Annotated in this window: 12 protein-coding genes; 5 read left to right on the top strand and 7 right to left on the bottom strand. The window is 70.2% G+C overall.

The window, feature by feature from the left end:
• Window positions 1-5: 5 nt before the first annotated feature.
• On the bottom strand, window positions 6-4190 hold the full coding sequence (locus tag AB0H81_RS06120) for a hypothetical protein (RefSeq protein ID WP_358369914.1): 4185 nt from the start codon (window positions 4188-4190) through the stop codon (window positions 6-8).
• 107 nt (window positions 4191-4297) lie between these two features.
• Window positions 4298-4774 (bottom strand): DUF2690 domain-containing protein, encoded by a 477-nt coding sequence (locus AB0H81_RS06115; RefSeq protein WP_358369911.1) that lies wholly within the window; start codon window positions 4772-4774, stop codon window positions 4298-4300.
• 217 nt (window positions 4775-4991) lie between these two features.
• Between AB0H81_RS06115 and AB0H81_RS06110 the strand changes: the two genes are divergently transcribed.
• On the top strand, window positions 4992-5288 hold the full coding sequence (locus AB0H81_RS06110) for a DUF3817 domain-containing protein (protein WP_358369909.1): 297 nt from the start codon (window positions 4992-4994) through the stop codon (window positions 5286-5288).
• A 92-nt stretch (window positions 5289-5380) separates the two neighbouring features.
• On the opposite strand, the gene AB0H81_RS06105 is transcribed toward AB0H81_RS06110, so the two are convergent.
• From AB0H81_RS06105 to AB0H81_RS06095, 3 genes are all read right to left on the bottom strand, one after another.
• On the bottom strand, window positions 5381-6493 hold the full coding sequence (locus AB0H81_RS06105) for a hypothetical protein (protein ID WP_358369906.1): 1113 nt from the start codon (window positions 6491-6493) through the stop codon (window positions 5381-5383).
• On the bottom strand, window positions 6490-7875 hold the full coding sequence (locus AB0H81_RS06100) for a hypothetical protein (RefSeq protein WP_358369904.1): 1386 nt from the start codon (window positions 7873-7875) through the stop codon (window positions 6490-6492). Before AB0H81_RS06100 ends, AB0H81_RS06105 begins: the two co-directional genes overlap by 4 nt.
• Before the next feature lie 167 nt (window positions 7876-8042).
• Entirely contained in the window at window positions 8043-8969 is a 927-nt protein-coding gene (locus AB0H81_RS06095) for an NAD-dependent epimerase/dehydratase family protein (protein ID WP_358369901.1), read from the bottom strand.
• 66 nt (window positions 8970-9035) lie between these two features.
• Here AB0H81_RS06095 and AB0H81_RS06090 point away from each other — a divergent pair, with 66 nt between their 5' ends.
• Window positions 9036-9632 (top strand): TetR/AcrR family transcriptional regulator, encoded by a 597-nt coding sequence (locus tag AB0H81_RS06090; protein ID WP_358369900.1) that lies wholly within the window; start codon window positions 9036-9038, stop codon window positions 9630-9632.
• 37 nt (window positions 9633-9669) lie between these two features.
• On the top strand, window positions 9670-9843 hold the full coding sequence (locus tag AB0H81_RS06085; RefSeq protein ID WP_358369898.1) for a hypothetical protein: 174 nt from the start codon (window positions 9670-9672) through the stop codon (window positions 9841-9843).
• Between the two features lie 96 nt (window positions 9844-9939).
• Here the strand turns inward: AB0H81_RS06085 and AB0H81_RS06080 are convergent, their stop codons facing one another.
• A complete protein-coding gene (locus AB0H81_RS06080) occupies window positions 9940-10881 on the bottom strand; it encodes an RNA polymerase sigma-70 factor (RefSeq protein WP_358369895.1) in 942 nt (313 codons plus the stop codon).
• Between the two features lie 260 nt (window positions 10882-11141).
• Between AB0H81_RS06080 and AB0H81_RS06075 the strand changes: the two genes are divergently transcribed.
• On the top strand, window positions 11142-11921 hold the full coding sequence (locus tag AB0H81_RS06075) for an SDR family NAD(P)-dependent oxidoreductase (RefSeq protein ID WP_358369893.1): 780 nt from the start codon (window positions 11142-11144) through the stop codon (window positions 11919-11921).
• On the opposite strand, the gene AB0H81_RS06070 is transcribed toward AB0H81_RS06075, so the two are convergent.
• On the bottom strand, window positions 11914-12693 hold the full coding sequence (locus tag AB0H81_RS06070) for a helix-turn-helix domain-containing protein (protein WP_358369890.1): 780 nt from the start codon (window positions 12691-12693) through the stop codon (window positions 11914-11916). The two genes, AB0H81_RS06075 and AB0H81_RS06070, sit on opposite strands and share 8 nt — an antisense overlap.
• Before the next feature lie 367 nt (window positions 12694-13060).
• Here AB0H81_RS06070 and AB0H81_RS06065 point away from each other — a divergent pair, with 367 nt between their 5' ends.
• The gene (locus AB0H81_RS06065) at window positions 13061-14287 is read left to right on the top strand and encodes a serine hydrolase domain-containing protein (RefSeq protein ID WP_358370056.1); all 1227 of its coding nucleotides are present in this window, start codon (window positions 13061-13063) and stop codon (window positions 14285-14287) included.
• Window positions 14288-14351 lie beyond the last annotated feature (64 nt).

Below are 14351 nucleotides of genomic sequence, written 5' to 3'. Positions count from 1 at the left end.
TCGGATCAGACGGAGGAACAGAACCGCTTGAAGGGCGGATTGATCCCTGGATCGGCTGGTATGTACATCACCATTTCCCAGGGATTGCCGGCGCGCTCGTTGAGGTTCAGGGATCTGCACGGCCCGTAGGCCGTGTTCGAGGCGGTCTCGGGAATCTGGGTGAACTCGTACCACTGCCCGCGAAGGACGGGCGCCTTGCTTCCGGTTCGCGCGCCGTCCCTGTCGATGGCCACGCCCCGGTGGTAGAGGTAGTTGTCCGGCATGTAGCTGGCCCGCAGCACCGGCGTGTACGGGTCCACCTTGGTGACGGTTCCGTCCACGCAGGCCAGGAAGTGCAGTTCCTGCCAGATGGGCGGGGCGTCGTTGAACAGCGACGCGTTCACCCCTGACGCGGCGTCGTCATCGAAGAACACATCCGTGAGGTCCTGGACCAGTTGCTTCACTCCGGCGGGGATCCGCCCGTCGCCGCCGATGCGGGCGGACCAGGCTTCCATGGCGTCCGTGGGGCCCGACTGGCTGAGCATGGGGCGGTACCCGGTCGAGCCGCCCGCCGTCGTCTGAGCCTTGACGCAGGTGGGATTGTCCGGTTCCGGGGTTCCGGACTTGTTGGTCAGCGCTGGAGCCTTGGTCCCCTCGGCGTACGCCCGGCCGGGAAGCTCTCCGTTCAGGCTCGGGTCGGCGGATCGCCAGGCGCCGTCGTGCACGTTGAGGTCGACCATCCGGTACCAGAGGTTCGGCCTGGCGATCCCGTAGTCCCGCTCGATCGCGCCGAACAGGTCGAGCATGAACGGCGGCAGATGCGAGTTGCCGGTGCGGTGCTCGTACGAGGCGAACTCCGTGCCTGGAATGATCTTCGCGAGGTTGCCGACGCCTTCGGTGACGAAGGACACCGTGGCCTTGGTCCTGATCTTGAAGTGGTTCAGGTCGTCGAACCAGGCCGGCCGCTGATCGCCGGTCGGCCGGTCGGTGTACGACTGCGCGAAGCCGATCCACTTGGCGATGCTGTTCCCGTCGGGATGGTTGACCGGGTCCGTCCCCGCCTCCTCGACCTGCTGCTTCCAGTCGCCGATCACCTTCCTGGTCGACGTGCCGAGGTTGGTGGCGGCGAGGATGCCGGTCGCCGAGTCACGGGCCCACTGGTAGAGGGTCGCGCGGTCCTTCAGGGGGCCGGCGAGCCAGGAACCCGGGGGCGCGGTGTCGATGTTCTGGTCCTCGTCGTACACCGCGACGGCCTCGACGTCCTCCTCGTGGTACTGGCCGGTGACCGGGACGAAGGCGACGGCGTCCCAGGCGATCCGCGCCGTCCCGTCGCCGTCCGCGGTGAGGTTGCTGAGGCTGACCTGCGGTGTCGTGCCGCTGAACATGAACGTGCCGAGGTTAACCCACCGGTTCCCGGTGCCCGCCTGGTTGACGGTCCGCCGCCGCCCGCCGCCGTCGGCGTTGACGCGGTACTGGGCGAGCCTGGTGCGGGCTCCCGGATCGGGTATGTGCACCAGGATCTTCATGGGGCCGGTGCGGGCCTGGTTCAGCGTCCAGGTGCCGACGGCCTCGCGGCTGGGAGAGTTGTGGGTGTTGCCCATCCAGAAGTGGCCACCGTACGCCGCGCCTATCTGATGGATGTCGATCTTGCCGGGGTAGGTGCCGTCGCCGGCCGCTTCGAAGGTGAAGCCGAAGGTCCCCGAGCTCGCCGGTTTGGTGCAGTTCGGACGGACCGAGGGGACATCCTGGGGAAGGTTGTCGACCACCAGGGCGCCGGCCGGCAGCCCGGTCAGTGTGCAGACCGGCGGGTAGTTGGTCGCGTCCTCCTGGTAGGCGTAGCCGGGGTCGAAGCGCAGCCTCCCGTGGCCGCAGGTGACGGGGCAGTTGCTCTTCCAGGTGGACGGCCGGTGCCACCAGCATTTCAGGTCGTACAGGCCGTTGGCGGGGTTCTTGTGCGCGCACGGGCCGGCCGGCTCGCCCACCACGTCAGGATCGTTCGGCAGGTGCGACTCGCCGGGGTAGCAGTCGTTGCTCGCCTCGCAGAACTGGATCACCGGCGGCTTGACGGCCACGCGGTCCTGCGTGCTGTTCCACCACGCGTACAGGTGGGAGTACACCAGGGTGCCGGGGCTCTCGATGAGCTCGATCGGGTGGCCGGCGAAGCCCAGCACCTTCTCCGGGTACGGCCAGAACTGCGGATGCGCGGCGTCGCTGTAGGAGGTCTCCATGAACGGGGGCCGGTCGGCCGGGTAGCGAGGGTTGACGGGGTTGTTCAGCCAGCCCAGCCCCCACGGGTTCTGGCCGCTCGGCTGGTGCAGGCCGGAGTTGTAGGCCCACACCGCGAAGAACCAGTTCTCGAGCCCTTCCGGCTTGCCGTCGTTGACGATCAGCCCGGCGCGACGGGCCTCGTTCCACTTGTCCTGCAGCATCTGCAGGCCCCTGGCGATGTTGACGGTGAAGTCGAGCGCGATCGCCCTCTGCTGGTTGTACGGCAGCGCGGTCTCGCCCGGTTTCGTCTTACCGGCCAGGCGCATGCCGTCGGTGATCTGCATGATGCCGTAGCCGCAGTCGGCCTCGCCCCAGTTGATCGTCCAGTCGTCTCCCTCGTCATCGTTGTAGTACTCGATGCCGAAATAGTTACCGATCAACGGATTCGCGGTCACCCCTGGGATGGCGAACCGGGCAGCCTGCCACGTGTTGGACTCCTGCACGGCCACGCCCATCATGACCTGCGCGGGCACCTTGCCTCCGCCTTCCAGGGCCTTCAACGGGAACAGGCCCTGCGGCGTGTAGGCCGGCATGCCGAGGTTCTTCCAGTTGGCCGGCCGCTGCACGGTCAGCCTGCCCTCCACGGCCTGGTCGACGGCCCACTCCACCTGGCGCGGCTTGGGCTGCATCGCCTGGTTGCGCGGGTCGTTGCGCTCCACCGAGCAGTAACGCTGATCGCCGTCGCCCGGATCGTCGGGACCACCCGCCGCCGCCACCCGGACCCGGCCCAGCGCCGGACTCGGCTTCGCCCCGTCCCCCGCCCCCGCGGCCGGGGTCACCGCCAGCGTGAACGTCTTGTCCGTCGCGAGTGACGTGGCGGTGATGTTCACCCGCTGCGGAGCGCCGGGGTCGTTGGGCGGCACCCGCGGGTCCTCGGCCTGCGCGCGCAGCACCGAGGTCACCGCGACGTCGCCGGACAGCGACATCCCGGCCTCGGGCGGCACGTCGGCGAGCGCCACGCTGCGCGGCGTGGCCTTGGGGTCGGCCGGCGACGCCTTGACGCCGGTCGGCGAGGTCTTGACGCCGGTCACGAACACCCGGCCGCCGCGGGCCGCCCGGACGCTCAGCTCCGTGATGGCGCCGGTCGCCAACGTGGTGACCGCGTCTCCCGCCTTCAGATCGACCCGGCGTACGGAGGCCGTCCGCTCGTCCTCGACCTGTGCGAACACCACACCGCCGTCGGCGTCGGCGGCCAGCCGGTACGGCACCCCCTTCGCGGACGCCACGACCGTGCGCTTGCCGTCGGGGTGCACTCGGACCAGCGCGCCGGAGTCGGCGGCCACGATCCCGTCCACGGCCGGCACCGCAGAGGTCAGCTGGCCGGGCACCTGGATGGGGTCGGCCAGCTTGCCGCTGGCGGTGTCGAGCCGGAACAGGCGGGTGGCGCCGCGGTCCTCGGTGCCGTCCTGAGTGAGGACGGCCGACTCCGACGGGCCGCAGCCCGGGTTGAAGTAGGCCAGCGTGGTCTGCAACGGCAGCTTGCGCACCGGCCCGCCGTTCAGGTCCACGATCGCGGTGAACCCGCCACGCTCGTTCAACACGCTCTTGTTGGTGAACGTACGCGGCGCGTAGACCACCACCGCCCTTTGGCCGGAGGCGGTCACACAGATGTTGCCGATCCACGCGTCAGTGTCGAACCCGGGCTCCGACAGCGAGGCCGCCGTCCGCCACCGATAGCCGTCCTTGGCGTCGGCCACCAGCACGTGGAACCCGGTGGCGTCACCGGCAGTGGCCACGGCCCGATCGGACGACTTCTGCCACCCGCCGCCCAGCACCTCGGCCCGCTTGCCCGAGTCGACGCTCTCCGGCGGGGGGGACTTCGCCGCCGGGACCGTGAGATCCGCCTGGGGCGGCGGCTGCGTGGGCCCGGCGACCGCGGGAATCGGTGCCCATAACAGCGTGGAGATGACGGAAAGGACGGCGAGAGATTTTCGGGCGCGCACGACTACTCCTAAGCCGTTGGGGGGAACCGCACAGGCGTTGCATTGGCAGCAGCGCGCCCTCCCGCATCATGGGGAGGGCGACGCGTCTTTCGGCTGGACCGGCCCGGCTATTTCCACGCCGTACAGTGGTCGCGGTTCTCCCAGGAACTGTGGGCACAGGCCCGGGTGGACCTCCCCACCCTGCTCATCATCACGGTGTACGTGCTGCACCTCGACCCGTCGCTCACCGACGCGGTTCTCGTCCGGGCGCCGGTGCTGTTGTTGACCGCCTCGTGCCAGATGCGCTCCTCGTACAGGCAGTCCGGCTGGTTGATGGCCTGGATGTCGGTCCAGCTCGCGTTGCAGGTCGGCGAATAAGAGAGCCGGACGAGATATTCCTTGGCAGCCGGAGCCCCAAGAATCACCATGTCGGCGAGAACTTGCGCGCCGGGAGCACATCCCGTGGCATTGGGGTCCTTACCGGAACATGTGTTCCCGTAGCAGGTGGCCCGCGCCGTTTCCGGCTGGGCGTACGCGACGGCGCCCGCGCCGAACACGGTGAACAGCGCGGTGGCCGCGGCTCCGACGGTGGCGGCGAGTCGCATGTACATGGTGGACCTCCGTGTCGATGAACCCTTTTCGCCTCGCGTTCTCGTCGTGCGCGAGGATCTTCGCAATCGGATTCTTGGCCCAGGGAGATCGCCGAACCAGGGCGTGCACCGGCCATGTACCGGCCATTCACCGTCGTCACGTGTGCTCGATCGTCCTCCATGCTCTACAGCCTGTAGAGTATGCGCGATCATTCGAACGGAAGGGTGAGGCATGCTGCGCTGGTTCCGGGTCGTGGCGGTGGCCGAGGCGTGCTCGTGGGCGGGGCTGCTGGTCGGGATGTTCTTCAAGTACGTGACCGCGACCGGCGAACTCGGAGTGAAGGTGTTCGGGCCGATCCACGGGGCGCTGTTCGTGCTGTACGTGGCCGGAGTGATGCTCTCGGCGCGGGAGGCCGGCTGGAGCCGCGGCACAGTGGTGCTCGGCCTGGCGTGCGCGGTGCCACCGTTCACCTCGGTGTGGTTCGAACGCCGGATGGCAGCGCGCACACCGGCCGCCCAACCTGCCTGACCCTGACCACCGGAGCACGCCTCTCGTGTCCGAGCTGCACCGACGAATGACAGCCCTCGTCTCCGAAGCCGGCTACCGCAGCGACGAACCGCTCACCGCAGCTGCTTGTTGACCTTCCGGTAGTGGTCCAGGACGTGTTGCCGCAGCAGCCGGCCGAAGCCGGCGCGTTCGAGGCGTAGCCCGAGGTCCCCCGGCGAGGTTCCGATGGCGGCGGCCGTACGCTCGATGTGCCAGTCGTGCGCGGCCAGCTTGGTCAGCAGGTAGCCGCGCCTGACCTGCGCCTGCGACAGGCGGAAGGTCTTCAGGTAGGCCACCTGACCGTCCTCGGAGGTGATCGTCTCCCCGATGTGGTTCTCCCGCTGCAGCTCGAAGTGCGGCAGGAACCGGGAGAGGCGGAACGGCCCGAACCGGTAGACCTCGTCGACCCGGCCGGGAGACGACAGCATCCCGGCCGCCATGATCGTGTCGTGGAAGGACGCCCACTCCTGCTCGTGTCGCTCGGCTGCCTGCCGAAGGTCGTCCAGCGACGCCACGCGCGAGGTGTCCACCACGGCGGGGAAGTCGCGTACCGGGTGATACAGGGCGTACTCGTAGATCAGCTCGCCGTACAGGTCATGGATGAGCGTCGGGTGCAGCGCCCGGTAGTCGTCGGGGTGCGGCACCACGGTCGCAGCGGCGAGCGAGTCGGCCACGTAGATCATCAGCCCGCACTGGCCGGGGTAGATCTCGAAGATCCGCAGGGCGTCCTCCAGCCCGTGGATCTCGGCGCCGCTGTAGGCGGCCTCCACGCGCGGCGACAGGTCGCGGCGCGACCACTCCTCCCAGAGGATCTCCGGCCCGCCGAAGTGCAGCGCCAGGTAGCCCTCCACGGCCAGGTGCAGCGGAAGGAAGCGCAGCCTGTTCTTGTCGACGCGCCGCGCCATGCGGCGCCGCGTCCTGATGCCCATGTGGCGGGCGGGCTCGCCGATCTGGGTCCCGTACGCGGCCGCGGGCGTACCGTCGCCGGTCCAGGAGGCGACGAAGGCGTGCGGGATGTAGGCCCAGTAGCCGGTCTTGTCCGGCAGCGCGACCATGGAGAGCTCGTCGCCGTAGATCTTGGCGTGCAGCCGCAGGTCGCGGATGGGCTCGCGGCGGACGAGCGGCACCAGCCGCACCGATCCCCAGGTCTGCGCGGGCCGCGTCTGCAGCCCGGTCAGGTCGATCATCGTGCCGCCGCCCTCTCCGCGACCCGCTCCGCCAGGTAGCCGCGCAGCTCGGCCAGGCCGGTCCGTCCCTCGGCGAACTGGGCCAGCTCGACCAGCACGAGGAGGTCCTCCGCGTCGCGGATGCCCGCGGTCGGCACGCTCGGCGCCAGCCGGCGCACGTCGAAGCCGCCGGCGTCGTAGACCGGGTTGACGTGCACGACGCTCACCTTCCGGTCCGGGTCCAGCCGGGTGCGCCAGACGCGCAGCACCTCCGCGGCCAAGCCCGGCGGCGCGTTGTCCCAGCCGTCGGAGACGATGACGAGCCGTTCCGGTGCCGTGCCCAGCCCGTCGATGATCCGCTGCCCCAGCGGCGTGGGACCGGTCGGCTGCGACATCAGCGGGTCGTCGCCGCCCGACAGCCAGAGCCCGCGGTAGTCGCCCGCCAGCGCCTCCAGCAGGTAGTGGCAGGCCACGGCGACCGCGAGCGGCCGGCGCCGCTTGGTGACCGAGCCGAAGGCGGAGAAGCTGTCGTCGAGGACCGCCGCGACCCGGCCCCAGGTTCCCGCGCGCGCTCCGGCGGCGCGCGCCGCGGACGCGCGGAAAGCCGCGGTGAGTTCGGTGCGGCGGCGCGCCCGGGCCGGGAAGGGCAGCGACAGCGCGTAGGAGGCCAGCCGTACCAGCGGCATCGCGTCCAGGTCGGCTTCGACACCCTGGTCGCGCGCCGACTCGGCCAGCCGGAGCCGCTCCAGCCTGGTCAGCCGCGGCGCGATCCGCTCCAGGAAGATCTCGCGCTTGATCCCGTGCCGCGCGGCGAACCCCTCGGCCACGGTGTAGGGCAGCTCGTAGATGGCGGCCTTCTCGTAGTGCGCGCGACGCCAGGCCTCCAGCAGCGGGTGGTCGAACCTGGGACGGCTGCGCGGCGCGAACAGGAAGTCGCTTAGCTCGCCCTCCAGGCGCAGGTGGGCGTGGCGTACCGCGTCCTTGAGCGCCGTACGGTACTTGACCGCGTCGAAGGCCAGGTCGGGGCGGCCGGACAGCCACCCCGCGATGATCGCCCGGGTGCGCCGGTTGTTGATCCCGAGGCGCCGCAGCTCCTGGAAGAGCCGGTAGACGCGCTGCGGCGCCATCCGCGACAGCCGCCACGCGATCAGGGCGCCGTCGCCGCCCTGCCGTACGAGCAGGTTGCGGATGATGATCGCGGCGTTGTGGTCGTTGATCTCCAGGGCCAGCGTCGCCGCGTAGACCTCGGGGTAGTTACCGTCGATGTAGCTGTGCAGGAAGCGGAGCGAGAGCCGCTGCGCGCCCTGCGTGCTGTGAAACTCGCGCTGCCCGGTCGACGCGATCGCCGCGTTGACGAACAGCATGACGTCCTCGCACTCGACCAGGTCGGCGAACGTCTCCATGATCGCCCCTCTGCTTCGGGCCGGCCGGGGAGTGAGGGCACGAACTGCGAAGGCATCGCTTCATAGGCGGGTTCCGGAAGTCGCACCGAAGTCCCGCGGCCGACTGGAGACGACGGTACCAATGATCACGAATGCGGCTCCAGGCATTTTCGTCGGCGGGCCGGCTTTCAGGCGGCGTTGTGCCGGTACCAGTCGAGGGTCGCGGCGACGCCCTCGGCGTGCGGGGTGACGGTGACCGGGCCGAACGCCTTCCGGAAGGCCGAGTCGTCGGAGACGAACGGGCGGTCGCGCTGGTACCAGGTCTCGCCGAGTTCGCGCACGGTCGGGTTGAACAGGCCGATGAGGCGCTGCATCCCCCTGCCCAGTCCGGCGATCTTCGGCTCGCCGCCCGCCGCCGCCCGTACGAGGTCGAGGAAGCGGCGTCCGGTGACCGGTTCGGCGGCGGGCAGGTGCCAGGCGCGCCCGTCGGCCTCGGCGTGCTCGCCGAGGGTGATCAGTGCGGCGGCGACGTCGGGAAGGTAGGCGACGGTGTGTGGCTGGTCGAGGTCGCCGACCCAGCGGGCGGTCTTGCCGGCCAGGGCGGCGGAGAAGACGGTCGGGCCGAAGACGGTGTTGACGCCGCCGGGGCCGTAGTAGTCGGAGGCCCGTCCCAGGGTCGCGCGGACCCGTCCGGACCGGTGGGCGTCGAGGATCAGCCGGTCCACTTCGGCACGGGCCCGGCCCTTGGGGTTGGTGGCGGCGTGCGGCAGGTCTTCGGTCATGGGGCCGTCGACCGGTCCGTACACGTACAGGTTGTCGGCCATGACCAGCTTGGCCCCGGCGGCCTCCACCCCGGTCAGGATCGTGCGGATGAGACCGGGGAACTCCTCGGCCCAGCGCCCGTAGCTCGGTTGGGCGCACTGGTAGACGACCGCGGCGTCCCGGCAGGCGGCGATGGCGCCGTCGGTGGTGGTGACATCGGCCCGCAGGTGTCCGGGGCCGGTGGCCGCGCCCCGGCTCACGGCGCGGACCCGATGGCCGCGAGCCGTTAGCTCGGCCACGACGGCGGAGCCGATCGCACCGGTGGCGCCGAGAACAACGTGCAGATCAGACATGCGTTCACTCCTGGAAGCTCGTTTCAAATCAAGGTTATGTAACAACGTTATGGTACCTTTGCGGCTATGGCAAGACCTAGAAACCGTGACTACGAGGAGCTCCGCCACGAGCTCGTCGACGCCGGCGGCCGGCTCCTGGCCACCGAAGGCCCGGCGGCGCTGACCACCCGCCGCGTCGCCCAGGAGACAGGGGTGTCGACCACGGCCGTCTACAACCTCTTCGGCGACAAGGCCGGCCTGGTCCGCGAGATGTTCCTGGCCGGGTTCGAACGTCTCGCCGCGGCCTTCACCGCCGCCCCCCGCACCGGCGACCCGGTCGCCGACCTCCTCGCCCTCGGCCACGCCTACCGCGCCAGCGCCCTGGCCAACCCGCACCTGTACGAGCTGATGTTCGGGCGGCCGATCCCCGCCTTCCAGCCCGACGCCGCCACCGCCGCGCTGATCCAGCCGACCTTCGACACCCTCGTCGCCGCCGTCGCCCGCTGCGTGCGGGAAGGCGCCTTCGCCCCCGCCGATCCCCACGACCTCGCCGTCAGGCTCAACGCCCTCGCGCACGGACTGTGCAGCCTCCACCTGCGGGGCGCGCTCGGCGACGCCGACGAGGCGCGCCGCCACTGGGACGACGCCTTCGACACCATGATCCGAGGACTGCGCGGCAGATGACCGGCCCCCTGGCCGCGGGGCTTCATCCCGTACATCCTTGGCACGTCAGGTGCTGACCGAATGCGGAATGCCGCCGATCAACACGCACCAGGAGCCGTGGGCCGTCGCGCAGGCCGTCCACGAAGGCACGCCGCCGACCGACGACGAGATCCGACGCCAGGCCGGCGAGATCGCGGCGGCGGCACGGGCGCGACTCGCTGGAGATCGATGACGAGGCCGGGAGGACGTCCGGCCCAGGCCCGCGGGTACGCCGGGGGACCGAGCATCCTCTCGCGCCACCGTCAGGTCCAGGTCGCGCCGACGGTGTTCATCGCAGAGTGAGCGGGGTCTCGGATGCGATGCGGGTCAGCTTCTGCGGGTTGCGGACGTAGTAGAGGCCGGTGATGCGGGCGTCCTCGACCCGGACCGCCATGACGCCGTCGACCTCGCCGTCCACGCGCAGGACGAGTGCCGGGTTGCCGTTGACCACGGTGGGGTCACCGGTGAGCGCGACCTGGGCCTTGCCGACGCCGCCGACGATGAAGCGGGCCGCCTTCTCGGCACCGGTGATCGGCCGCGGCGCGGCCTGTTTGACGCCGCCGCCGTCGCTGATGAGGACGACCTCGGGGGCGAGCACGTCGAGCAGGCCCTGCAGGTCGTTGGTTTCCAGCGCGCGCCGGAACGACTCCAGAGCCGCCCGGGTCTGGCCGGCGGAGACCACCTCGCGAGGGCGGCGGGCCTCGACGTGCCGGCGGGCGCGGTGCGCGATCTGGCGGACGGCCGCGGGGCTCTTGTCGACGGCGGCCGCGATCTCGTCGTAGCCGACGTCGAAGGCCTCGCGCAGCACGAAGACGGCGCGCTCGGTCGGTGAGAGCGTCTCGAGGACGAGCATGAGCGCCATCGACACGCTCTCGGCGAGCTCGGCGTCCTCGGCGACGTCCGGCGCGGTGAGCAGCGGCTCGGGGAGCCAGGGGCCGACATACGCCTCCTTGCGGCGCCTCATGGTGCGCAGCCGGTCCAGCGACCGCCGGGTCGCGATCCGGACCAGGTAGGCGCGCTGGTCGCGCACCTGCTCCATGTCGACCTTCATCCAGCGCAACCAGGTTTCCTGGAGGACGTCCTCGGCGTCGGCCGCCGATCCGAGCATCTCGTACGCGACGGTGAACAGCAGGCTGCGGTGGGCGACGAACGCCTCGGTGGCGGAGTCCATCCGGCCGGCACCAGCGATCGGCTCGGCTGTGCCCTTCGTCGGCTCGCTGCGCTCGTTCATGCCCGGCTCCTGCCTGTACGTCCTCAGCCTCAACTGTGCTCCACGCACAAGACGCCGGCCCCGGCCGCCGTGTGACACCCGTGACAGGTGACGCACATCACATGACGGCACTGTCACAGGGACCCGGGCGCCGGCGCCTCATGTTCGTCAGGACGCGGCGCGAACGATCCGCGTGGCACACGACTCCACGAGTGATCGCCTCGGCCCCGTTGCGTGATGACCGCCGCACAACCGCCACCGCAGCAGAACGGAAAGACATCATGAGCAAGGTCTGGTTCGTCACCGGCTCGTCCCGCGGCCTCGGCCGCAACTTCGTCGAGGCCGCCCTGTCCCGCGGCGACCGGGTGGCCGCGACCGCCCGGAACATCGGAAGCCTCGACGAACTGGTCGCCGTCCATGGCGACGCGGTGCTCCCGCTGGAGCTGGACGTGGCCGACAAGGCCGCCGTCTTCGAGGGCGTCAAACGGGCCAAGGAGCACTTCGGCCGGCTCGACGTCATCGTGAACAACGCCGGCTACGCCCAGGTCGGCGCGATCGAGGAGCTGACCGAGCAGGAACTGCGCGACCAGCTGGAGACGAACCTGTTCGGCGCGGTGTGGGTGATCCAGGCCGCGCTGCCCTACCTGCGCGAGCAGCGCTCGGGGCACATCATCCAGCTGTCCTCGGCGGCCGGGGTCATCGCCATGCCGCTCGGCGGCGCCTATCACGCCTCCAAGTGGGCCCTCGAAGGCCTGAACGAAGCCCGCCCCGGCCTACGACGGTCTCCGCCGACGTCTCGGCGCGGTCGCCGGAAAGCAGCCCGCCGGCGACCCGGCCGCCGCGGCCCAGGCCCTGCTCAAGCTCGTCGACTCCGGCAACCCGCCCCTGCGGGTGCTGTTCGGCCAGGGCTTCTACCCGATGATCCAGCAGGCCTACGCCGACCGGCTCAAGACCTGGGCGGACTGGCAGGACCTGTCGGCGGAGGCTCACGGCCACCTGGATCAGGAAGCTCGGTGACCGATCCGTCGTCGATGGTGGGGTCGAGGATCTCGCTCAGGTAGCACGGGGTTCGGGTGCCGAGGTCCAGGTGGAAGAGCCGGGCGAGGGCGTCGAGACCTGGGCGCTCCCGGTGGCGTGGCTGTGCCGCCACCGCTCCATGACCTGCCGGAAGGCCTCGCTCACGAGGAGCAGGAGTTCGGCGGATGACTGGAAGCGGGCGCCCGCCGGGGTGCCGGCCCCGAGTATCTCGGCCCCGCGCCGCGATGCGGCCACCAGGGCGTCGTTCATCTGCAGAGCCGCGAGCATGCTCCGAAGCCAGATCTCATCGTCGATGACATAGCGTTCGCGCCGCGCCCCGGGGGCCCGTTCCCGGCTCAGCATTCCCTGCTGTTCGAGGAAGGCGACGGCGTGCGAGACCGACGCCGGACTGACGCGAAGCCGCTGGACCAGGTCAGCGGCGGTGAGAGCGCCGGAGTCAGTGACGTACAGGCAGGCCAGCACCCTTGCCTCCATCCGGGGCAGGCCCTGCTGGACGAGCAGAGCCGTGAAGGACTCCGTGAAGTCCTGCACCGCTCGGGGGTCGCGCCCATGGGCGCTGTCGGGTGTCGGCGGGGCCGGAGGCTGAGGCTGCTTGTGCCGGCGCGCACGGTGCCGTGTGGCCTCGTGCGCCCGGTCCGCCCCGTAATCGTCGGGGCCGCCGTTGCGGATGACCTCCCGCATGATGGTCGAGGCGGGCCGCCCCAGACGCCGGCCGATCTCCGCGTATCCGAGCCCTTCGGCCAGCGCCGCAGCGATGTGCTGACGGTCCTCGTTCGTGAGTCTGCCTCCGGGCATCGGTGCTCGTCTCCCAGCTGTCGACATGCGCGGAGCCCTGCGCCCGCACGCCCCGCTGCACAGTATGAGTCCCCCTGTAGTTCATTGCAAAGCACGATCATGATCCTTCATTGCGTTTGGCGTCACACTCATTGCAAAGGAAGTCCGATCTCGCAGATACAGCGGGCAAGATGCTCTCATAGCTCGTTGACGAAAGAATGAACGCAATGTAGGGTCGTAGACGTTCAGAGATTCCCGAACAGCGGCGGATGCCGATGACGCCGCAGAGGGAGTCCCCATGACCGGGAATGCTTGATCCGCCGCGCCCGCCGAGCACTACGCCGGGGCGGCTCCGACTGATCGAACGCTGTAGGCGAGGAGATTCATGATGGGAAACAACAACAACGGCTTCTCCGAAGCAGGGCTGCGCAGGCTGCGTGAGGTGCTGGCGCGGCATGTCGACTCGGGGAAGATCCCCGGGGTCGTCGCCCTGGTCAGCCGGGGTGATGAGACGCATGTCGAGGCGATCGGGACGATGCGGCATGACGGTGGCGCGGCGATGAGCCGGGACACGATCTTCCGGATGGCCTCGACGTCCAAGCCGGTCTCGATGGCGGCGGCGATGGTCCTGCTGGACGAGTGCCGGTTGCGGCTGGATGACCCGGTGGATCAGTGGCTGCCGGAACTGGCCGACCGGCAGGTGCTCAAGCGGATCGACGGTCCGCTGGACGACACCGTCCCGGCGCGGCGGCCGATCACCGTACGGGACGTGCTGACCTCCACGTTCGGGCTCGGCATGGACATGACGGCGCTGGGCAGCCCGATCATGGGCGCGATCTTCGAGCAGGGACTCACGCCCAACCTGCCGGAGCCGATGCCCGAGCCGGACGAGTGGATGCGCCGCCTCGGCGCGCTTCCGCTGATGCACCAGCCCGGCGAGCGCTGGCAGTACCACATCAGCAACGACCTGCTCGGCGTGCTGGTGGCCAGGGTCACCGGCCAGTCGTTCGAGACGTTCCTGCGCGAGCGCATCTTCGACCCCCTCGGCATGAAGGACACCGCCTTCCACGTGCCCGACGACAAGATCGACCGGCTGCCGACCCTGTACGCCCCCGACCCGCAGACCGGCGAGTTCCTCGTGTGGGACGAGGCCAAGGGGGGACGCTGGAGCCGGCCTCCGGCGTTCCAGGGCGGCGGCGGCGGGCTGGTCTCCACCGCCGACGACTACCACGCCTACTTCCGGATGCTGCTCAACGGCGGGACGCACGGCAACCAGCGGATCCTGTCCCGGCCCGCCGTCGAGCTGATGACCACCAACCAGCTCACGCCCGAGCAGAACGCCGCCCGCACCGCTCTGGCCCGCGACAGCGTCCACATCTCGCACGGCCAAGGGCAGCACGGCGGCTGGGGCTTCGGGATGGCGGTGCGCACCTACCGCGGCGACTACGCGCCCATCGGCCAGTTCGGCTGGGACGGCGGCAGCGGCACCTCGACCTACGCCGACCCGGCCAACCAGATCACCGGAATCCTGCTCACCCAGGTCGGGGCGTCCGTCCCGGATCCGGTGCAGCTGATGCACGACTTCTGGACCACGCTCTACCAGGCCATCGACTGACACCGAGCCCGTGCCCCCACCTCGCCGTCCTCCACCCCGCCACGGGTGGGTTCGCCCGGCGTGT

It is taken from the genome of Nonomuraea sp. NPDC050691, from assembly GCF_040654455.1.
Lineage (GTDB): Bacteria > Actinomycetota > Actinomycetes > Streptosporangiales > Streptosporangiaceae > Nonomuraea.
The sequence above is the reverse complement of the archived record's forward strand: the minus strand, read 5'-3'. Positions and strand labels throughout refer to the sequence as shown.

What these genes read in the sequence shown, in the direction of transcription:
- AB0H81_RS06110 (WP_358369909.1), top strand. Translation starts at nt 4,992, where the DNA reads ATGCTGCGCTGGTTCCGGGTCGTGGCGGTGGCCGAGGCGTGCTCGTGG.
- AB0H81_RS06105 (WP_358369906.1), bottom strand. Translation starts at nt 6,493, where the DNA reads ATGATCGACCTGACCGGGCTGCAGACGCGGCCCGCGCAGACCTGGGGA.
- AB0H81_RS06095 (WP_358369901.1), bottom strand. Translation starts at nt 8,969, where the DNA reads ATGTCTGATCTGCACGTTGTTCTCGGCGCCACCGGTGCGATCGGCTCC.
- AB0H81_RS06075 (WP_358369893.1), top strand. Translation starts at nt 11,142, where the DNA reads ATGAGCAAGGTCTGGTTCGTCACCGGCTCGTCCCGCGGCCTCGGCCGC.
- AB0H81_RS06065 (WP_358370056.1), top strand. Translation starts at nt 13,061, where the DNA reads ATGGGAAACAACAACAACGGCTTCTCCGAAGCAGGGCTGCGCAGGCTG.
- AB0H81_RS06080 (WP_358369895.1), bottom strand. Translation starts at nt 10,881, where the DNA reads ATGAACGAGCGCAGCGAGCCGACGAAGGGCACAGCCGAGCCGATCGCT.
- AB0H81_RS06100 (WP_358369904.1), bottom strand. Translation starts at nt 7,875, where the DNA reads ATGGAGACGTTCGCCGACCTGGTCGAGTGCGAGGACGTCATGCTGTTC.
- AB0H81_RS06115 (WP_358369911.1), bottom strand. Translation starts at nt 4,774, where the DNA reads ATGCGACTCGCCGCCACCGTCGGAGCCGCGGCCACCGCGCTGTTCACC.
- AB0H81_RS06070 (WP_358369890.1), bottom strand. Translation starts at nt 12,693, where the DNA reads ATGCCCGGAGGCAGACTCACGAACGAGGACCGTCAGCACATCGCTGCG.
- AB0H81_RS06090 (WP_358369900.1), top strand. Translation starts at nt 9,036, where the DNA reads ATGGCAAGACCTAGAAACCGTGACTACGAGGAGCTCCGCCACGAGCTC.